At 28.3% G+C, this 19,803-nt stretch carries 21 protein-coding genes and 1 riboswitch; of the genes, 6 read left to right on the forward strand and 15 right to left on the reverse strand.

Annotation, left to right across the window (positions count from 1 at the left end):
* Positions 1–14: 14 nt before the first annotated feature.
* The 4 genes from ACI48P_RS09375 to ACI48P_RS09390 all read right to left on the reverse strand — a co-directional run bounded on the left by ACI48P_RS09375 (position 15) and on the right by ACI48P_RS09390 (position 3,840).
* Complete coding sequence (locus tag ACI48P_RS09375; protein ID WP_475215052.1) at positions 15–1,358, reverse strand: nucleobase:cation symporter-2 family protein; 1,344 nt, start codon at positions 1,356–1,358, stop codon at positions 15–17.
* A 102-nt stretch (positions 1,359–1,460) separates the two neighbouring features.
* A riboswitch (purine riboswitch) is annotated at positions 1,461–1,563 on the reverse strand.
* A 97-nt stretch (positions 1,564–1,660) separates the two neighbouring features.
* A complete protein-coding gene (locus ACI48P_RS09380) occupies positions 1,661–1,822 on the reverse strand; it encodes a hypothetical protein (protein WP_475215053.1) in 162 nt (53 codons plus the stop codon).
* A 105-nt stretch (positions 1,823–1,927) separates the two neighbouring features.
* Positions 1,928–2,458 (reverse strand): hypothetical protein, encoded by a 531-nt coding sequence (locus tag ACI48P_RS09385; protein WP_475215054.1) that lies wholly within the window; start codon positions 2,456–2,458, stop codon positions 1,928–1,930.
* A 272-nt stretch (positions 2,459–2,730) separates the two neighbouring features.
* A complete protein-coding gene (locus ACI48P_RS09390) occupies positions 2,731–3,840 on the reverse strand; it encodes a DUF362 domain-containing protein (protein ID WP_475215055.1) in 1,110 nt (369 codons plus the stop codon).
* Between the two features lie 238 nt (positions 3,841–4,078).
* Here ACI48P_RS09390 and ACI48P_RS09395 point away from each other — a divergent pair, with 238 nt between their 5' ends.
* Positions 4,079–4,357 (forward strand): hypothetical protein, encoded by a 279-nt coding sequence (locus ACI48P_RS09395; protein ID WP_475215056.1) that lies wholly within the window; start codon positions 4,079–4,081, stop codon positions 4,355–4,357.
* A gap of 62 nt (positions 4,358–4,419) precedes the next feature.
* Here the strand turns inward: ACI48P_RS09395 and ACI48P_RS09400 are convergent, their stop codons facing one another.
* Positions 4,420–5,070 carry an HAD family hydrolase gene (locus tag ACI48P_RS09400; protein ID WP_475215057.1) on the reverse strand — a complete coding sequence of 217 codons (651 nt, stop codon included), beginning with the start codon at positions 5,068–5,070 and terminating at the stop codon, positions 4,420–4,422.
* Between the two features lie 210 nt (positions 5,071–5,280).
* Between ACI48P_RS09400 and ACI48P_RS09405 the strand changes: the two genes are divergently transcribed.
* The 3 genes from ACI48P_RS09405 to ACI48P_RS09415 all read left to right on the forward strand — a co-directional run bounded on the left by ACI48P_RS09405 (position 5,281) and on the right by ACI48P_RS09415 (position 6,612).
* A complete protein-coding gene (locus ACI48P_RS09405; RefSeq protein ID WP_475215058.1) occupies positions 5,281–5,595 on the forward strand; it encodes a heavy metal-binding domain-containing protein in 315 nt (104 codons plus the stop codon).
* 242 nt (positions 5,596–5,837) lie between these two features.
* Entirely contained in the window at positions 5,838–6,098 is a 261-nt protein-coding gene (locus ACI48P_RS09410; protein ID WP_475215059.1) for a hypothetical protein, read from the forward strand.
* Positions 6,099–6,213: 115 nt separating this feature from the next.
* The gene (locus ACI48P_RS09415; RefSeq protein WP_475215060.1) at positions 6,214–6,612 is read left to right on the forward strand and encodes an SH3 domain-containing protein; all 399 of its coding nucleotides are present in this window, start codon (positions 6,214–6,216) and stop codon (positions 6,610–6,612) included.
* A 96-nt stretch (positions 6,613–6,708) separates the two neighbouring features.
* On the opposite strand, the gene ACI48P_RS09420 is transcribed toward ACI48P_RS09415, so the two are convergent.
* The 5 genes from ACI48P_RS09420 to nifJ form a co-directional block, all read right to left on the reverse strand.
* On the reverse strand, positions 6,709–7,167 hold the full coding sequence (locus ACI48P_RS09420; RefSeq protein WP_475215061.1) for a hypothetical protein: 459 nt from the start codon (positions 7,165–7,167) through the stop codon (positions 6,709–6,711).
* Between the two features lie 66 nt (positions 7,168–7,233).
* Positions 7,234–8,115 carry a YitT family protein gene (locus tag ACI48P_RS09425; RefSeq protein ID WP_475215062.1) on the reverse strand — a complete coding sequence of 294 codons (882 nt, stop codon included), beginning with the start codon at positions 8,113–8,115 and terminating at the stop codon, positions 7,234–7,236.
* 177 nt (positions 8,116–8,292) lie between these two features.
* Positions 8,293–8,715: a hypothetical protein gene (locus ACI48P_RS09430; protein ID WP_475215063.1), complete on the reverse strand. Its 423-nt coding sequence runs from the start codon at positions 8,713–8,715 to the stop codon at positions 8,293–8,295.
* 261 nt (positions 8,716–8,976) lie between these two features.
* The gene (locus tag ACI48P_RS09435; RefSeq protein WP_475215064.1) at positions 8,977–9,201 is read right to left on the reverse strand and encodes a small, acid-soluble spore protein, alpha/beta type; all 225 of its coding nucleotides are present in this window, start codon (positions 9,199–9,201) and stop codon (positions 8,977–8,979) included.
* Between the two features lie 161 nt (positions 9,202–9,362).
* Positions 9,363–12,899: a pyruvate:ferredoxin (flavodoxin) oxidoreductase gene (gene nifJ / locus ACI48P_RS09440; RefSeq protein ID WP_475215065.1), complete on the reverse strand. Its 3,537-nt coding sequence runs from the start codon at positions 12,897–12,899 to the stop codon at positions 9,363–9,365.
* A gap of 535 nt (positions 12,900–13,434) precedes the next feature.
* On the opposite strand from nifJ, the gene ACI48P_RS09445 reads away from it, so the two are divergent.
* Together ACI48P_RS09445 and ACI48P_RS09450 are read left to right on the forward strand one after the other, a co-directional pair.
* Complete coding sequence (locus tag ACI48P_RS09445; protein ID WP_475215066.1) at positions 13,435–14,511, forward strand: M24 family metallopeptidase; 1,077 nt, start codon at positions 13,435–13,437, stop codon at positions 14,509–14,511.
* Between the two features lie 147 nt (positions 14,512–14,658).
* Positions 14,659–14,868 carry a hypothetical protein gene (locus ACI48P_RS09450; RefSeq protein ID WP_475215067.1) on the forward strand — a complete coding sequence of 70 codons (210 nt, stop codon included), beginning with the start codon at positions 14,659–14,661 and terminating at the stop codon, positions 14,866–14,868.
* A gap of 82 nt (positions 14,869–14,950) precedes the next feature.
* On the opposite strand, the gene ACI48P_RS09455 is transcribed toward ACI48P_RS09450, so the two are convergent.
* The 5 genes from ACI48P_RS09455 to ACI48P_RS09475 form a co-directional block, all read right to left on the reverse strand.
* A complete protein-coding gene (locus ACI48P_RS09455; RefSeq protein ID WP_475215068.1) occupies positions 14,951–15,820 on the reverse strand; it encodes a kinase in 870 nt (289 codons plus the stop codon).
* A 110-nt stretch (positions 15,821–15,930) separates the two neighbouring features.
* A complete protein-coding gene (locus ACI48P_RS09460; RefSeq protein ID WP_475215069.1) occupies positions 15,931–17,007 on the reverse strand; it encodes an SIR2 family protein in 1,077 nt (358 codons plus the stop codon).
* A 209-nt stretch (positions 17,008–17,216) separates the two neighbouring features.
* Positions 17,217–18,089: a MurR/RpiR family transcriptional regulator gene (locus ACI48P_RS09465; RefSeq protein ID WP_475215070.1), complete on the reverse strand. Its 873-nt coding sequence runs from the start codon at positions 18,087–18,089 to the stop codon at positions 17,217–17,219.
* Between the two features lie 385 nt (positions 18,090–18,474).
* The gene (gene mnmM / locus ACI48P_RS09470) at positions 18,475–19,056 is read right to left on the reverse strand and encodes a tRNA 5-(aminomethyl)-2-thiouridylate-methyltransferase MnmM (RefSeq protein ID WP_475215071.1); all 582 of its coding nucleotides are present in this window, start codon (positions 19,054–19,056) and stop codon (positions 18,475–18,477) included.
* 12 nt (positions 19,057–19,068) lie between these two features.
* The gene (locus tag ACI48P_RS09475; protein ID WP_475215072.1) at positions 19,069–19,782 is read right to left on the reverse strand and encodes a pseudouridine synthase; all 714 of its coding nucleotides are present in this window, start codon (positions 19,780–19,782) and stop codon (positions 19,069–19,071) included.
* Positions 19,783–19,803: the final 21 nt, after the last annotated feature.

Below are 19,803 nucleotides of genomic sequence, written 5' to 3' on the forward strand. Positions count from 1 at the left end.
GGACATTTTAGAATTTATGCTATTTTTTTACATTCTTCATTTTTAGATTCTTTTAATTCTCTATTTAAAACAATATTAAGTACTAAAGCTACAATAGTACCAGTTGATATTCCAGATGAGAATATCATCTTTAATCCTTCTGGAAGCTGAGATATGAAATCCGGTCTAAATGTAATCCCTAATCCTAATCCTATTGATGTAGCTATTATTAATAAATTCTTATCATTTATATCAACTGAACTTAAAGTCTTTATTCCTGCAGCTGCCACTGTTCCAAACATAACTATACCAACACCACCTAATACTGGTTGAGGTATTGTATTTATTAGTGCAGCAAATTGAGGGAAAAATCCAAGAACTAATAACATTACTCCTGCCATTATTGCAACATGTTTACTTGCAACCTTTGTTAAAGGTATAAGACCAACATTTTGGCTAAATGATGTATTTGGAAATGCACCAACTACTCCGCCTATTACACTACCAACACCATCTGCTAATACACCAGAACCTACCCTTTTATCGTCCATATCCACTTCTGAAACTTCTCCAATAGCCTTTAAACATCCTACTGTTTCAATAGTTGTTACAAAGTAAGCTGGTAAAAATGCTATAAGAGCCTTAATATCAAATGTAACACCATATTCAAATATTTTAGGAATTGCTATAAAACTTACTCCATTTAATGATGAGAAATCAACTAACCCAAAAGGTATACATATTATATATCCTATTATCATTCCTATTAGTATAGATGCACTACTTAATAGTCCTTTACCATATCTGTTTAGTAATAATGTTAATATCATTACAAACATAGCTATTGATATATTTTGTAAGCTACCATAATCACTAGCTCCAACTCCACCAGCTGCCCAGTCCATAGCTACAGGTAATAATGTTAATCCTATTAAACATACAACTGTTCCAGTAACAATAGGTGGAAATAACTTCATTAGTGGCTTTATAAAATAACTTAATATAATTTCAAAGAAAGCTCCTAATATAGTTGCTCCTATTATTCCTGGTAAGCCTAATACTGATCCTACTGATATAGATGGTGATACAAAAGTAAAGTCAGTTCCCATAATACATGCTACCTGTGCTCCTACTTTTCCTAAACCTCTTGCTTGGATGATTGTTGCAATTCCAGCCGCTAGTATTGAGGCACTCATAACTGATGTAGATGCTTGAGCGTCTAGCCCTAAAGCACTAGATATTACAAGTGGTACTACAATAATTCCCCCGAATGCTGCAAATATATGCTGTAAGCCAAGTAATAATTTTGTCGGTAAACTTGGATTATCATCGCACCTGTATACCAAGTTACTTTGTTGTCTTTTTTTCTCTGTCATCATAATTTACTCTCCCATTTTTATTAAATTAAAAAACACCTCGATTAAACATCGAGGTGTAGGTAACAAAATATAAATATATTAAAAATATTAATATATTTAAATACTTTAAACACATTACCTCGTAGTCTACTAATTAATGGTTAGTAGGTAGAAACTTTCGGACCATATTACCGATAAATATACGAGTTTTATCAAATTATATTCGTATTATAGCATGCTTTTTATATAATTGTATATATCATTTACTATTTTTATAAAAAAATAACAAATATTTTTAATAAAATATTTGTTATCTTTCGTAATTATTTAACTTTACAGTTTCCACCGCAATCAAGACAAAATAAATCCGGTTCTTTATTTTGTGTTATTTGAATACTTAATGATTTACATTTCTCACACTCTAATTTGTATACTGTACCTTTATTTAGTAAAGGATCAATTAATTCATTTTTCTTCTTCTCCAATATTATTCCCCCATTTTTATCTAATAATTTACTAATATGTTATTTAATATTCCATAATATAGCATATTATACCATTAATTTACAATGAAAGAAACTTTATCTTAATTATCTAAAATCATTTATATTATTATCTAAACTTAAATATTGAAGAATACTATTTAATGGAAGTTGTTTCTTTTCTATGCCATGACCAAATTCTTCAAAGCTTTTTATTGGCTCTTCATTATATGTCTGAACTATACCTTTTTCTATTTCATTTAAATGAGTATATAAAAATTCTTTAATATTATCTTTAGAATTTAAGTTGTTTATTTCTTCTCCACGTAAAACATGTTTAAATATTTCAAATCCTTCTCCCGCAGAGCTCCATAAAAACACTCTATATGTAACTAAAGACATCTCTACATATAATCCAGTACTTATAGAATTCATGTGATTGATATCTTCATATAAATGTTGATTAAAATCAAAAAATCCGCTTGATACTACTTCATATACTTTCTGATCACTATACTCTATATTACTTTCAACGATTTTCTCATGAAAATCACTATAGCTTGAACTTCTTGTTAAAATATCAGAAAAACTTGATGCTATTATATGTATATTTTCTTTCTTTATTAATTGATTTTCCATAATGTTCTCCTTCGATTTAATTCTCGTGATTTATAAATTTTATTAGTTTTGATTAAAAGAATCTTTATAAAAACAAATAAAATATTCATTAATATAATAACATAATATAGTAATTACTCAAATAATATTATATTATTCAATATGCAATCTTATTGCTAAGTTCTTAAAAGAATATTTATTAAATTTTATAAACTAATAATTAATTAATAGATAGTATATAAAAAATCCTAATTATCAAAATATATAATTAGGATTTCTTATTTTAAACAATATTAAACTTCTATTAATTCGTATTCTTTACTTCCTAAACCAAGGCTTACACTATGGTCTATACATACTTCCCAATTTGTTTCTGGATGAGTATTTATAAAATGATCATGTGTATGATGATCTCTTTCAGATAAATAACTTCCTTGTATAACTGACTGCTTATTTGCTACATCCACACATGCCATATCTAAAGCCACTGGGTCAAAAGATGCAAACATTCCTACATCTGGGATTATTGGAAGATCATTTTCAGCGTGACAATCACAGTAAGGCGAAACATCTACTACAAAGCTTATATGGAAATGAGGTCTTCCATTTAATACTGCATATGAGTATTCCGCTATTTTTTTATTTAATATATCATTAGCTCCAAAGTTTGGATTTGTAATCGCATCAAAATTACACGTACCAAGACATCTTCCACAGCCAACGCATCTATCATGATTTATATTTGCTTTTTTATCTTCATTAAATGATATTGCATTATGTGCGCATATTTTTTTACATGCACCACAAGATACACATTTTTTTTCCTTCACTACAGGTTTACCGCTACAGTGCATTTCCATTTTCCCAGCCCTAGAGCCACATCCCATACCAATATTTTTTAGTGCACCACCAAATCCAGTAGATTCATGCCCTTTAAAGTGATTCATCGTAATAAATATATCAGCATCCATTATTGCTTGACCTATTTTAGCTTCTGTAACATATTCCCCGTTTGGAACTTTAACTAATGCTTCATCTGTTCCTTTTAGACCATCAGCTATTATTAATTGACAACCTGTTGTGAAAGGGTTATATCCATTTTCATAAGCAGCATCTAAATGCTCTAGGGCATTTTTTCTCCTACCTACATAAAGAGTATTACAGTCTGTTAAAAATGGTTTACCACCTTGTGCTTTTATTAAATCTACAATTACCTTTGAGTAATTTGGTCTTAAATATGCTAAGTTGCCAGGTTCCCCAAAGTGTATTTTTATTGCAGCAAACTTTTCTTTAAAATCAATGTCCTCTATTCCTGCTTTCTTAACTAGCCTTTCTAACTTCTGTAGCAAATTCATATTGGATGTTGCTCTTAAGTTAGAAAAATATACTTTAGATTTTCCCATATTTATCCCCCCATAGTTTTCCAATTACTTACATTAATAATTATAACTAAGCATTAAATAGAACACAAGTACATACCTAATGGTTAGTAAGTGAAGTCAAGGTAACTAAATTACCTAAAATATTATAAACCTATAATATATTTTCAGTATTTTCTATTAAAGTTTATATTTACGTAGATATAATAAGTAATTAAATTGTCAATAATATCCTTATAACAATTATAAGGAGAAATTATATATGAATAATTTTATTGATTATTTAAAAGCTAAACTAGAACTAGGTGGGTTTAGGATCGTTAGAGCAACAAACAATAAAATTGTAATCTTTAAGTGCTTTACAAAATATACAAAATGTATTTATGTTAATCTCTTTAGTGATGCTATAGAAATTAAAGTTGACAAAGTGTTCGATTCAAATTATTTTCATCAAGGAATTGAAAGATTAATTATTCCTAAAAAAGTTTTTAATAATATTGATGATACTGTAAGATACATTCAAAAAAATATAGCTATTTAATTAAATAGCTATATTTAAAATTCCTGATATATTAAGTATAAGTTATTATATTTTAGTTTGAATTATAATATATCCATTAACTGAACTATACGATTGATCTTAAAGTCTGATTTTAACAACTCACTTTCATCGCCATATCCATAATTACAGCCTATAGATTTTAAATTATGCACAGTTGCTATTTCAATATCTTGTAATCTATCTCCTACAACTAAAAATTCGCCTTCATGTTTTTCCTTTATATCTTTAAATATTTCATACTTAGGTAAAAAATTGTATTCTTCAGTGCAATAAAACTCATCAAAATATTTATCTAATTTAAACTTGCATATATGAGCTTCCATGTATTGAATTTTACAATTGCTTAGAAAAATCAAATTATAATTTTTAGATTTCAAATTTTTTAATGTTTCTATAGCCCCATCATAAAGCATAGCTTTATTGCTATTAATATTATTTAACATTTCTTTTCCTATAATAACACTACAATTTATTTTTTCTTCTTCAGGTAAATTTGGCATAAAGTTATTCCACATGTCTTTACTACTATAACCTAACCAAATACTTATTTCTTTATCAGTATATTCTTTTTTATCAGTATAGCCATTTTCAAATAGATATTTATTAGCTTTTCTAAAAGCTGGTGCGTAAATTTTTATACTTTCATGAATTGTACCATCATAGTCAAAAATTATATTTTTTATATTCTCCATTCCCATCTCCTATATATATTAATTAAATCTATTATATCATAAAAATATTTTGAAGCTTCGATGAAATATATTCTAAATGGTATCTTATTTGCTCGTATATTGTAATTAAAATATATTAATATAATACCTAGATAAATCAATATATAAGTGTTACAATTTAGATAAATTATTAATTATTATTAGCTTATTTTTTTATAGGAGGATATTTCCATGTTAATTGTTACAACTGATGCAGTGCCAGGTAAGGAGATTTTAGATGTATTTGGATACGTAAAAGGATCAACTATACAGTCAAAACACTTAGGTAAAGATATAGGGGCAAGTTTTAAAGGGTTAGTAGGTGGTGAACTTACTGGTTATAATGAAATGTTAACAGAAGCTCGTCAAATAGCTATAGGTCGTATGGTTGAAGATGCTGAAAAAAAAGGTGCTAATGCAATAATAGGATTTAGACTTCAGTCTGTTGGTGTAATGCAAGGAGCTGCAGAAATATTAGCTTATGGCACAGCAGTTACAATTGCATAATGTCTACAATTTTTTATGTTATTATGGGAATTTATGCACTCGCTTTTATAGGAAGTCTTATATTACTAATTGTTAAGATAATAGAAAGAAAAAAAGAAAAGAAGAAAGAAGATATTACTAAATATAAAGATTATTAGTATGAAATCCTTTCTTAAAGACCTATCTTTTGTAGGTCTTTTTTGTTTTATTTACAATTTAATACAAATTCCATAACCTTTTAATATAAATGAACATATATTATAATGATACAAGTTTACCCTCAAGGAGGATTACTTATAAAAGTAAATCTAATACCAGGTTTACCAACAACAACTTTCCGTAATGGAAAAGGTGCCTATAAAGGCGTTGTTTGTCATTATACATATTCTGGAAGTGGAGATGGCTCTGATACTCCAACATCTGAAAGAAATTACGAAAGTAGAACCTACAATAATGCTTTTGTTGATTATTTTGTAGGAGTAGGAAATAATCAACCTGAAAATACTACAAGTAGCACCTACTGATTATATAGCATATGGTGCAGGTCCCATAGCTAATCCTAGATTTATTCATGTTGAGCTTTATATGCATAATGATGAATCTAAATTTAAAATGGCATATGATTCTTATTGATTTATTTTGGCTAAAATACTTTTTACCAGAAAATTAGGAGTTACTATTGCTGTAAAAGATGGTACTGGTACAGTATGGGCTCATAAAGATGTTACTAACTTCTTAGGCGTAACAACTCATAAAGATCCTGTAACATATTTAACAAAACATAATATAACATGGGCTCAACATATTCAAAACTATTATAACTCTTTAGATGGAAATACAACACCACATATAATAGGTAAGGCTACTGTAACTGCGGATGTTTCAAATATTAGAAGTGGTCCAAGTACAAATTATAGTATAGAGGCAGCAGTAAAGAAAGGTGAAGTTTACTCTGTATATTCAAAAACTACTGATTTCTATTGCATAGGAACTAATAAGTATTTTTCAGCTAAATATTGCACATATAAATCAATTTAAATATTTATTTTGTAGAGTTACTTTTATATAATGTTATATAATCAATAAAAGACTATAGCTTTTGCTATAGTCTTTTTCTATATTTTATATAAATATTTAACATACCTTAATAGGTATCTCTTTTCTTAAATCTGTTCCATGTGCAGTAACTATTAAGCATCCTTCTCCTGGACATTCTGCCTTAAAGGTTGTAAAAAATGATCCATCACCAAAACTTATAGCAGGGCTAAAACTTAAATTGCCTAAATCATAGTCAGAAATATGAAAATCTACTATTGCATTTCTTATAGGATGGCCATGTTTATCAACTAATACACCTAATATCATTTGGCTCCCTCCAGAATGAAGTTCCAATTTAAAAGGGAACATAAATTTTAGATGTACATGCATTGGCCCATTGTTTTCTGGTGGTTTCTTTTTCTTCCCCCTTCTTAAATCATCTTCTAATAAAGCATTTAAGTCTATATTGTGTTCATCTTGTAATTTATTTTTAATAAAAGTATGAAGTTCTTCTTTAGTATTAATTTCTACTCCATCTAAATATAACGGCTTCATAATAATACCTCCGCTTCCTCAATAAACTACTCCCATATTATATACTATGCTTTAACTTAGCTCTTGTTACGCTTTATAATCTTCTATCTTTAAGAATCTTTTACCAGTAGGTGCATACACAGATAAAATAGGATTTATCATAACAAATGCTGTTGGATCTATCTCTGCAATTTTTGATTTTATTAAAATAGACTGTTTAGGAGAAATAACGCTTGATAATTTAATTTTCTTTTCACCAGTATAAGCACCTGTAACCTCATAAAGAGTTACTCCTCTTCCCATATCTAAAATGTATTCTGATATTAATTCATAATGAGAAGAAATTACTTCTATTTTATATAGAGTAGTCCCAAATTCATACATTATATAATTTATAACTCTAATTACAAGGAAGTGGTTTAATATAGAATATAGTGCGACCTCTCCCCCAAATGTAACAAAAGAAAATGTTATTATAAGTCCATCTATTACCATCATTACTTGATTTATTGTAAAGAATTTAAAAACTTTATTTTTAAGTATTTTAGACAGTGTATCTGTCCCACCTAATGTATATCCTCTTCTTAAAATTAATCCAAGACCTACCCCTGCAAATACACCATAGTATATTGTACAAAGGATCGGATCAGTTGAGAAAAACTTTAAGTTCATCATATCTAAGATTAATAATATATTAGAGTATAATAGAGATACGAACAATATCTTTGCTACTTCTTTCTTACCTAAACAAACGTATGCAATAGCTCCTGTCACAATTGTGAACGCATAATAAAAGTAAGTGTATCTTATTCCTGTAACTTGCTCAAGAATTATTGATAAACCTGTAAACCCACTAGTTGCAAGTCCTGAAGGTTGAAGGATTGCAGTAACTGCGTAACCGAATATAAAGCAACCAGCAACTAAATATGCTAGGTCTACAAGTTGATTTCTATTTAATATTTTTTTCATATTTCCCCCTTTTTTTAATTTTCCATTTTACTAACTCACTTAAAAATATCATCATTTTCCGAAGATTTCAAGTGTTATTCCTTTAATCATCTGTTTATTTATTAACACTAACATTTAGAACTATTTTTTTATAATAATAAGGTGCCTAGACTATTGCTAAGCACCTTATTATTTATTTTATATTACGATACTAATATTTGATTTTAAAGTTCCTTCACCAAAATAGTCATCTATTAAGTATTCTATAGTGTTTATCAAACCTTTTATATCTTTATTTGTAAAATCAGTATACATTTTTATTTTTTTAATTTCTTCATTATTTACTTTTAGACATATACTATCTTCTTTTTTTAATAAGTCTATTTTAAGATACTCTATTCTCCTATTTATTATTTCTGTAAAGTAATTTTGTATACTTTTTAATATTTCATCAAAAACCATATGTTTTTTTACAACTATTTTGTTATACTCACACTTACTGCAGTAATAATAATCTGAATTTGCAATAGATTTAATATACTCAAAATCTATTTTACATTTGGGACATTTTGTGTCTAAACCTAATAAAACCTCTTCTCTATCAACTGCTATACTACTCAATTGCTTCCCCTCCATAATGTTATCTAATGGTAATAATATTCGTAATCTTGAAAGTATATTTCGTTATGTTTAAATATACGATCTATACTTACTTCCACAGCTACATTATATAATACACAATCCGTGTATTTTGTCGAAGGTTGTCATTTGAGTGTCGTTGTAATATTTACCATATTTTCATTATATTTCTCATTGTCATTTGTACAAAAATAAAACATACAAAAGTATTTAGAATAACTTTTATATGTTTTATAGTTTGTATTATTTATTTTTATTATTATATTCTCTTATTAATGCTTCTTCACCCATTTCAACAAGTCGCTTACTCATTTGTCCACCGACTCTTCCGCCTATAACTCCATTCTCATAGGCAGTATTTTCAGCTCCTTCTATATTACTAGTAGGTACTCCTACTTCACTAGCTATTTCAAGCTTCATTTGATTTAATGCTTTTTTTGCATTTGGATTAGCAGGTTGATTTGCCATATTTGTGCCTCCTATTAAATGTTTATACTTATATTAATAAGTAATTATAGTTTTATTTATTATCTAGGTATCTAATGTATTATAATTTAATGATAAGAAAAATGTTCCTAATTGACATTTATTTTATCAATTAGGAACTTATATAAATAAAGATAAACTAATTACATCTGTTGTTCAGAAAGTCTTTTGTAATTTTCATATCTTTCTTTAGAGTATTTTTCAGCTAATCCAAATAACTCTTCAGCTTCATCTGGATATTGCTTAGCTATAGCTGAATATCTAACTTGGTTCATTATAAAGTCTTTAAAGCTAGCTGTAGGTTCTTTAGAATCAAGAGTAAATGGATTTTTTCCTTGTTCTTTTAATGTTGGATTATATCTGTATAGATGCCAATATCCACATTTTACCGCTTGATCTTCATTAGCGATACTTCTACCCATACCTTCTTTTAATCCATGAGAAATACATGGAGAGTATGCTATTATTAATGATGGTCCATCATAGTTTTCAGCCTCTATAACAGCCTTTATTAATTGATTTTTGTCCGCACCCATTCCAACTTGTGCAACATATACATTACCATAAGACATAGCCATCATACCTAAATCTTTTTTCTTAGATTTTTTACCGCTTGCTGCAAATTTAGCCATCGCTGCAACAGGAGTTGATTTTGAAGCTTGACCTCCAGTATTAGAATATATCTCTGTATCAAATACTAACACATTTACATTCTCTCCAGAAGCAAGTACATGATCAAGTCCTCCATAGCCTATATCGTAAGCCCATCCATCTCCACCTAATATCCATTGTGATCTCTTAATTAGGTAATCCGAATAAGATTTAAGCTCTTGTAACAATTTAGAAGTCTCACTATTATTACTATTAATATTTTCTATTGTTTCTATTACAGCTTTACTTGAAGATATAGAGGCTTCTCCATCGTCTTTTGTATTTATCCAATTTTGGAATACATCTTTATAATTTGATAATTCTTCAGTTGATATTAACTGATTCATTATATCTACTAGTTTATCTCTCATTTGTCTTACAGCAAGATACATACCATAACCAAACTCTGCATTATCTTCAAATAATGAGTTTGCCCATGCTGGACCTCTATTTTCATGATTGATAGTATATGGAGTTGATGGAGCAGATCCTCCCCAAATTGAAGAACAACCAGTGGCATTAGCTATCATCATTCTATCTCCAAATAATTGTGTTACCAATTTAATGTATGGTGTTTCTCCACAACCTGCACAAGCACCTGAGAATTCTATAAGTGGTGTTTTAAATTGTGAGTCTTTCACTGTCTTACCAACTACTAAGTCACCTTTATACGAAACCTCTTTTACTGCATATTCCCAGTTTGGAATTTCTTTTTCTGTTTGAGTATTAAGTGGTTTCATTACTAAAGCTTTCTCCTTAGCAGGACATATATCTGCACAGTTTCCACAACCTGTACAATCCATAGTTGCTACTTGCATTCTATATTGAAGCCCATCTAAACCTTTACCAATTGCTTTTTTAGTTTCAAAAGTATCTGGTGCCTTAGCTACTTCTTCTTCATTTAATAAAAATGGTCTTATAGTAGCATGAGGGCATATATATGCACATTGATTACATTGTATACAGTTTTCTAATATCCATTCTGGTACGTTTACTGCAATACCTCTCTTTTCATATGCTGCAGTACCCGCAGGGAAAGTACCATCTTCGACTCCATTAAATGCACTTACAGCTAAGCTATCTCCTTCTTGTGCATTTATTGGTCTAACAATATTTTTAATAAATTCAGGTTCTTCAACACTTTCTTTTTGTGCATCAGCTGCATTTGACCATGATGATGGTATATTTATTTTAACAAGCGCATTTCTCCCTTGCTCTACTGCCTCATAGTTTAAATTAACGACTTTCTCACCTTTTTTGCCATAGGCTTTTTGTATAGAGTCCTTTAAGTACTCTATAGCTTCTTCTTCTGGTATAATGTTTGCTAGCTTAAAGAATGCAGACTGCATAATCATATTAATTCTGTTTCCAAGACCAATTTTTTGTGCTATGTTAGTAGCATTTACAGTATAGAACTCTATATTATTTTCTGACATAAACTTTTTCATTCTAGCAGGTATATGTTCTTCTAACTCACTTTCATTCCATATAGTGTTAAGTACAAATATACCACCTTTTTTTAGACCTTTCAGTAAATCATATTGATTTACATAAGATTGATTATGACAAGCTATATAATCTGCATTATCTATTAAGTATGTAGATCTTATAGGCTCATCCCCAAATCTTAAATGTGACATTGTAATACCACCAGATTTTTTAGAATCATATGCAAAATAAGCTTGTGCATATTTTTTTGTATGATCACCTATAATTTTTATTGCTTGCTTATTAGCACCAACAGTACCATCTGAACCTAGTCCCCAGAATTTACAGTTAATAGTACCTTTATGTGTTAATTTATAATTTAAATCAACATCTATAGATGTATTTGTTACATCATCATTAATTCCAACTGTAAATAAGTTCTTAGGATTATCCGATATTAAATTATCATAAACTGCTTTTATACTTGCAGGAGTAACATCTTTTGATCCTAATCCATATCTTCCGCCTATAATCATAGGCGCTTTATCATTATTGTAGTACACAGAGCGTACGTCCAGATATAATGGTTCTCCTATACATCCGGGCTCTTTAGTCCTATCCATTACGCATATTCTTTCTACACTACTTGGCATAGAATCTAAGAAATGCTTTATTGAAAACGGTCTATATAAATGTACTTTAACTAAACCATATTTTCCACCTTTGGAGTTTAATTCATCTATCGTTTCTTCTATTGTTTCCGTAACTGATCCCATAGCAACTAAAACATGTTTTGCATCGCTTGCTCCGTAATAATTGAATAGTCCATGATTTCTTCCTGTTAGTTTAGCCATTTCACTCATATATTCTTCTACTACAGGTACTATTTCTTCATAGAACTTATTAGAAGCTTCTCTTGTTTGGAAGTATATATCAGGATTTTGAGCTGTACCTCTTGTGACAGGATGAGATGGTGATAAAGCTCTCTCTCTAAACTTATTTAATGCTTCTTGGTCAATTAACTTTGAATAATCGTCATACTCTAGAACTTCTATTTTTTGTATTTCGTGAGAAGTTCTAAATCCATCAAAGAAATGTAGGAATGGCAATCTTCCTTTTATTGCAGCTAAGTGAGCTACTGGTGCTATATCTGCAACTTCTTGAACAGAACCTGAACAAAGCATAACACATCCAGTTTGTCTTGCGGCCATTACATCTTGATGATCTCCAAATATCGATAAAGCTGCTGATGCTAAGGCTCTAGCACTTACATGAAATACTCCGGGAAGCAATTCACCAGATACCTTGTACATATTAGGTATCATAAGTAATAAACCTTGTGAAGCTGTAAATGTTGTTGTTAGTGCTCCTGCTTGAAGAGAACCATGGAAAGCACCAGCAGCTCCAGCTTCTGATTGCATTTCAACGACGCTAACTTTTTGTCCAAATATATTTTTTCTTCCCTGGGCTGCCCATTCATCTACAGATTCAGCCATATTAGAAGAAGGCGTTATTGGAAATATTGCCGCAACATCAGTAAATGCATACGCAACATGAGCAGCAGCAGTATTACCATCAATAGTTTTCATTACCTTAGCCATAAAATTTCTCCTTTTACTTAAATTTTTCTAATATCAATATAATTATTTCCATTACTCTTTAACAATATTACAAATTTATTTATGCATTTTTAATAATATTTTTTTAAATTAACAATAAATAAATATTTTATAACTTTTTTTATTATTTATAGTATAAAAAAGAAGCAGTATTAATTGATTTCTTTTACATTTCATTATTTTAAACATAGTAGTCTATCTTTATATAGTTATACTTTAATACTATCTATATTATGATAACTTGATCCACTTACATCTGCTAATCTAAATCCTACACCATAAATCGTATGTACCATTAATCCATATTTCTATATTTGTTACTTATATATATCACAGCTTATTTTTACATTACTTATCTTACTATTACTTTACCTGCTGATTAAAATAAAACTTTAGCCTTTTTTATATTTTTCATTCACTATAAATTTCTACTTGTTTATTAATCTTTTTCTTATATGGTATACTAATGTTATACTTTTACATTACAACAAATTCATATACATAAGGAGTTGATTTTATGAAATTAAACAGATTAGAAGCTGTATTAAGTAAAATGAACGAAGATAATATAGTTCAAATGCTTGTTACAGATCCTAATGCAATATTTTATTTAACAGGAAAAAATATACATCCAGGAGAAAGACTATTAGCTCTTTATCTAAACATTAACGGAAACCACAAACTATTTATTAATGAATTATTCCCTGTTCATGAAGACCTTGGCATAGAAAAAATTTGGTTTAATGACACTCAAGATGGCATAAAACTAATAGTTGATTTTGTTGATAAAAATTCAACTATGGGAGTAGATAAAAATTGGCCTGCTAGATTTTTATTACGTCTAATGGAGTTAAATGGAGGAAGCAAATTTGTAAATTCTTCTTACATAATAGATACATTAAGAATGTGTAAAGATGATGAAGAAAAAGATCTTATGAGAGAAGCTTCTTCTTTAAACGATTTAGCAATGGAGAAAATGCAAAAGGCTTTACTTAAAGATTTAACTGAGAAGCAAATGGCATCTGAGTCTTCTAAAATATATGAAGAGCTTGGAGCTGATGGTCACTCATTCCCTACTATAGTTGGTTATGGTGCAAATGGTGCAGACCCACATGCTAAACCAAGTGATTCTAAGATAAAACCTGGAGATGCTGTTGTACTTGATATGGGTTGTGTAAAAGATAACTATTGCTCAGATATGACAAGAACAGTATTTTATAAAGAAGTATCTGATAAAGGTAGAGAAATTTATAATATAGTTTTAGAAGCTAATAAAAGAGCTATTTCATTAATTAAACCAGGAGTTAGATTCTGTGATATTGATGCTGCTGCTAGAGACTATATAACTGAAAAAGGTTATGGTAAGTATTTCACTCATAGAACAGGTCATTCAATCGGAATAGAAACTCATGACATGGGTGATGTATCATCAATTAATACAGATGTATTAAAACCTGGCATGATCTTCTCAGTTGAGCCTGGCATATATCTACCTGGTGAATTTGGTGTAAGAATAGAAGACCTAGTTTTAGTGACTGAAGATGGACACGAAATATTAAACAAACTTTCTAAAGAACTTACTGTTATTGGTTAAATATAATTGGTTATAGAGGCATAAAATTATAATATTATAATTTTATGCCTCTATATTCTTATACTTTTTTATGTTAATTATAGTAATCTTTTTTATGATTTCTAATATAATATATATTGTGTTGAATATATATTCTGAGGTGTTGATATGAAAAAATATCTGAAACTAAAAAGGAATTATGAAAAGAAAAATAGAGTCGCTGAACTTTTATCTTTTATGGAGTTTGTCTCTTCTGATGAAATTTTATTAGACACGGATATTATATATGAAGAGTATAATGATGATATAATAATAAGCGATAAAAAAGGATACTGTGAAGATTTATTTATTGATGATACTTTATATTATATAGATTAGCCTTTAAAAATATATTAGCTGTCCCATATTTGGGACAGCTTTACTTTATATCAGTATTTTATTTTACTTATAAATATTTAATTTATGCACTTTCAAATGAAAAGATTGAATCAATTCTAGCCATATAAACATCTATATCTCTACAACCTATGTATTTAGAGTATTTTTTTAGTTTTTCTTTAGCTAATTCGATATCATCAACTTTATTTTCAACTAATTCTTTAATATATATATCCATTAAAATCGCCTTATATTGCTTTATATCATATCCTAGATACTCAGTTAATTGTTCTACTTCATTGCTAAAATCGCCATCTTCCTTAATTAAAAACTCATAAACATCTTGCCTGTAAGGATTTAGTAATATTATCTGCTTTACCACCTTACATTCATCTGGTTTTGTTATAAATCCATCTTTATAGTTATTAAATAGTGCATTTGACTTTTTTATATTTTCATTATTTAAATAAGTACTAATATTAGAAACTCCATTATCTATTAATGCATCCACTACAGCTAAATGTATATTAAAACAATCATTATATACGTATTTAGAAAGCATTTTTATTGATGGATTAAGTTCATATATTTTATTATTCTTCTTGTTTTTATATTGAGCTAAAAATTCTTTATTTAAGTTATTAAACAGTCTTTGAAAATCAAAATACTTTTTACAATATATTTCCTTGAAAGTATTAAAATCAACAGTTATAACTCCATAACTTACAATACACTCTATTGCTTTTTTAATAGCCTCATTTATTAGTTCTTCATACAAACTCAAGCCTTTTTCATATAACTGTTTTTTGCTAGACATATTTTCTAAACATATTTGTTCATAGTTTATTGATATATCTTTTGCATATATACTAAATAGCTTTCTTATACTATTATAGTTATCCATATTCTCATCAAATTCTACAATAGCTCCATTTATATCAAACCTAATCATTAAATACTACCTCCTTTTATAATCTTAATTTGTTTACTCTAAGATTATTTTTCTTAATACATTTAATAATTATATTTTTTGAGCTAATATCCTTCTAATTGAGGAATTTGTCATACGTTTTTTAAATACTTAATAGGATCCTTTGCAAAATCCTGAAAAGAATTATTTGTAAATATAACATCTTCACCTAAAAAACGTTTATATCTATCTTCTTCCTTAAGTAAAGAGTCTTGCAATTTGTTAATATGATTATTAAATACAATAATCTTTAGTGGAGGCTTTTTTCTACTAGTCTGCACTCTTTTTATCATATACTTTATATGTATATCTGCATCCGGAAAAGAGTATCCACAAAATACTAGCACATCAGTTTCTCTTAGTGATTTTTCTGTTTCATTCCATACTGTACTAATAAATACATTTGACATATCTTTAAAGTAAGTAGGAGGTATTATAATAGGTATAGTTAATTCTTCACACTGAAGACACTTAGCTTCATTCATATTTTTTAGTAACCTCATTACTCCTCCCTCATATGGAGTAAGAGTTAAGCTATTACATATTGGACAGTATAGCCAATTTAATGAACCATGAATTTTATAAAGCTTTATACAGTTACCAGTAGGGGGATTCCAGGCTCCTTTTACATTAAAATTAGTAAATCCCACACCATAATCAAGCATTATAGGATTATCCTTACTATATACACTTGCTATCGTGTTATCAATATGAATATCGTAATTTGCGCTTATAAAAGTGGTATCCTTTAAAAGATTTTCTCTATTCAAATTTTCAATTAACAATTTATGGTATTTATTATTAGTATTAGCAGTTTTATAAATCGCTTGTGCCATCAATAAAATCAAATATTGTCTCAAAAATCTTATACTATCACTTCTTCTATTTAAAGTTTCAAGGCCAAAATTCTTAAAAGATTCTCTTCTTTGTTCGGCCAAGTCAAGTAGGCCAAGTACCTCTTCAAAGGTTGGAAAATTAACTTTGCTCATATCATCATTGAAAATATCTATATTAAACATTTGTTTAAAAAACTTATATAACTCTCTATTCATGTTGCTAAAACGATCTTTTTGTGAAATATTTTTAAAATACTCGCTAAACAACTCATTTTGAATAGGCGAATTTTCTGCAGCTGATGCACCTGCACCAAGAAAAATTGTTAACTTCATTATAATACTCCTACTTAAAATATTTTATTGTATATTAATATACATCTTTATTAATATATGTAATTAATATTTTTATATTATGATATATTTAAATAGTAAAAAACCTATGCAATAAGTATACTTTATATTATTACATAGGCAAATATAGTATTTTTATGTCGCAAGAAATAGATAAATTTTCACAGTAGTAACTATAAAAATTTATCTGCTTATTCGTATACAGAATATTTTTCCCAAATTTTTTCTAAATCATCAAAATGCTCTTTTATTTCTTCTTTTTCCTTCATACCTACAGAAATAACTAGTGCATTACACACACTAAGTGCTGGTACTAGTGAGTCAACAAAAGATGCCATATTACTCTTAACTAATAATGTATTATTAGCAAGTGAAGCAACAGGAGCAAATAAGCTATCTGTTAATGATATAATATGAGCTCCTTTTTCTTTTGCATAGCTACATACTTGGTACGATTTTTTAGAATATCTAGGGAAGCTTATCGCTATTATTACGTCTTCTTGATTAATTCTTACAATTTGTTCGAAGGCATCTCCCATATCCATTCGAACTATATGAACATTATCTAATATTATATCTAAGTAAAATCCTAGATATTGTGCTATAGTAAATGAACTTCTCATTCCTAAAATATATATCTTTCTTGCTTTCAATAATTTAGTAGCAGCTTCTTTAAAAGCAACTTCATCTATGCCTTCAAGTGTACCTCTTATATTATCAATATCACTTTTTAACACTTTATTTAGTATCGTTGAGTCATCAGAATATTCATTTGCCATTTCAACTCTCTGAACTGTAGTTAACTTGTTTTTTATTAACTCTTGTAGAGCTGCTTGTAACTTAGGATATCCTGAATATCCTAATGCATTAGCAAATCTTACAACTGTAGATTCACTTACTCCCACTGTCTCCCCTAATTTACATGCTGTCATAAATGCTACTTTATCATAATTCGCCATAATATACTGTGCAATAAGCTTTTGACCTTTACTAAACCTTGGGTATTGCGCTTGTATATTTGATATTAGTTGCTTACTATCTTTTATTTCTCTCATATCGTCCATTACTATCTCCTTTTAGCAGTATACACCATTTTACAATCAAATCTCTAAATTTTCTGTACATTTCAAACACAGTAAATTCACAATACAATTATAACATCCACTACTATATTTTGTCATCTAAACATTGGTGTATTACTTTAAAAATTTTAATATTTTTCCATCATTCTTTTAATTTTTACTACAAAATATTATTTTTATACTCAAATGATAAAGTTAGATTATATAGTTTATTATATTTTGAATATTATAATTTAATCCATAAAGTAATTAATTCATATTGTAATAAAAAAAATCATTGTACTTTAATTTAAATTTACCATTGAATAATATTTTGCATATAAAGATAGAATTTATGCAAAATATAAAGTCATGCTAATGCATGACCTTAATATTCTTTCTTTTTCTCTATTAATAAAAGTTGTGGTGGATTGTTAATTTGGTTAACAAACCCAGATTCTAATACATTAAATTCTTTTTGATCTAGTGTTTTTATATATTCATATATACTATTCTTCTCTTCTTCACCACCAGGATGTCCTGTATAAATAGCTATGCTTATTATACCATGTGGTTTAATAAGTTTTAAACTATGTTTTATTGCTTTAAGAGTTGTATCCGGTTTTGTTATAATCTGATGTTTTGCTCTTGGTAAATATCCTAAGTTAAAGATTACACATGATACTTCCTTATTTATATACTTATCCATGTTTTCATGTCCATCAAGTATTAATTTAACTCTATCTTGTAGGTTTTCTTTTATTAATTTTTTTTCTGTAGATTTTAATGCTTCTTCTTGAACATCAAAACTATATACAAACCCTTTTGGCCCAACTTTTTCTGCTAAGTACTTTGTGTCATATCCATTACCCATAGTAGCATCTACTACTATGTCTCCATTACAAAGCATTTGTTCTAAATATAATTTATTTATATCAGTTATTTTAGTTAGATATTTTGCTTTAACCATTGTACACCTCTATTACATACTTTTTAAATATTCGATTTCTTCATTTGTAAGATGTCTATACTCACCTATTTTAACACCTTTTAAAATTATCTTTCCAACAGATATCCTTTTAAGATTTAAAACTGGGTGATTTATAGCTCTACACATCTTTCTAACTTGTCTGTTTCTCCCCTCATGAATTTTTATTTCACATTTAGCGAAGTTTTTCTCTTTACTATATTCTAATAATTTTATTTTTGCTGGTGCAGTAATATAATCTTCTATTTCTAAGCCTTTTTCAAATCGTTTCATCTCTTCAGCTGTCGGTATTCCCTTAACTCTCGCTATATAAGTCTTATCAACTTCATGCTTTGGATGAGTAAGCTTATATGTTAAGTCTCCATCATTAGTAAGTAATAATAAACCACTAGTTTCATAATCTAGCCTTCCTATAGGATAAACTCTTTCTTCTATATCGCTAACTAAATCTAATACACTAGGTCTATCAAATTGATCTTTAACTGTTGTTATATAACCTTCTGGTTTATTAAGTACTATATATACAAGTTTTTCAGTCAAACCGATTTTATTTCCATCAACTTCAACAATATCTTTAGTTTCATCTATATTAAAAGATAGTTCTTCAACTACGCTACCATTAACTTTTACTCTACCAGCTAATATAATTTCTTCTGCTTTTCTTCTTGATGCAATTCCGCAAGTAGCAATATATTTGTTAATTCTCATAATTCCACCTTCTTTAGTAAA

It is taken from the genome of Romboutsia sp. LXY-2 (genome assembly GCF_056171995.1).

Coding starts and splice junctions, on each gene's coding strand:
- ACI48P_RS09375 (WP_475215052.1), bottom strand. CDS start 1,358: ATGATGACAGAGAAAAAAAGACAACAAAGTAACTTGGTATACAGGTGC.
- ACI48P_RS09385 (WP_475215054.1), bottom strand. CDS start 2,458: ATGGAAAATCAATTAATAAAGAAAGAAAATATACATATAATAGCATCA.
- ACI48P_RS09390 (WP_475215055.1), bottom strand. CDS start 3,840: ATGGGAAAATCTAAAGTATATTTTTCTAACTTAAGAGCAACATCCAAT.
- ACI48P_RS09395 (WP_475215056.1), top strand. CDS start 4,079: ATGAATAATTTTATTGATTATTTAAAAGCTAAACTAGAACTAGGTGGG.
- ACI48P_RS09400 (WP_475215057.1), bottom strand. CDS start 5,070: ATGGAGAATATAAAAAATATAATTTTTGACTATGATGGTACAATTCAT.
- ACI48P_RS09405 (WP_475215058.1), top strand. CDS start 5,281: ATGTTAATTGTTACAACTGATGCAGTGCCAGGTAAGGAGATTTTAGAT.
- ACI48P_RS09410 (WP_475215059.1), top strand. CDS start 5,838: ATGATACAAGTTTACCCTCAAGGAGGATTACTTATAAAAGTAAATCTA.
- ACI48P_RS09420 (WP_475215061.1), bottom strand. CDS start 7,167: ATGAAGCCGTTATATTTAGATGGAGTAGAAATTAATACTAAAGAAGAA.
- ACI48P_RS09425 (WP_475215062.1), bottom strand. CDS start 8,115: ATGAAAAAAATATTAAATAGAAATCAACTTGTAGACCTAGCATATTTA.
- ACI48P_RS09435 (WP_475215064.1), bottom strand. CDS start 9,201: ATGGCAAATCAACCTGCTAATCCAAATGCAAAAAAAGCATTAAATCAA.
- nifJ (WP_475215065.1), bottom strand. CDS start 12,899: ATGGCTAAGGTAATGAAAACTATTGATGGTAATACTGCTGCTGCTCAT.
- ACI48P_RS09445 (WP_475215066.1), top strand. CDS start 13,435: ATGAAATTAAACAGATTAGAAGCTGTATTAAGTAAAATGAACGAAGAT.
- ACI48P_RS09450 (WP_475215067.1), top strand. CDS start 14,659: ATGAAAAAATATCTGAAACTAAAAAGGAATTATGAAAAGAAAAATAGA.
- ACI48P_RS09455 (WP_475215068.1), bottom strand. CDS start 15,820: ATGATTAGGTTTGATATAAATGGAGCTATTGTAGAATTTGATGAGAAT.
- ACI48P_RS09460 (WP_475215069.1), bottom strand. CDS start 17,007: ATGAAGTTAACAATTTTTCTTGGTGCAGGTGCATCAGCTGCAGAAAAT.
- ACI48P_RS09465 (WP_475215070.1), bottom strand. CDS start 18,089: ATGGACGATATGAGAGAAATAAAAGATAGTAAGCAACTAATATCAAAT.
- mnmM (WP_475215071.1), bottom strand. CDS start 19,056: ATGGTTAAAGCAAAATATCTAACTAAAATAACTGATATAAATAAATTA.
- ACI48P_RS09475 (WP_475215072.1), bottom strand. CDS start 19,782: ATGAGAATTAACAAATATATTGCTACTTGCGGAATTGCATCAAGAAGA.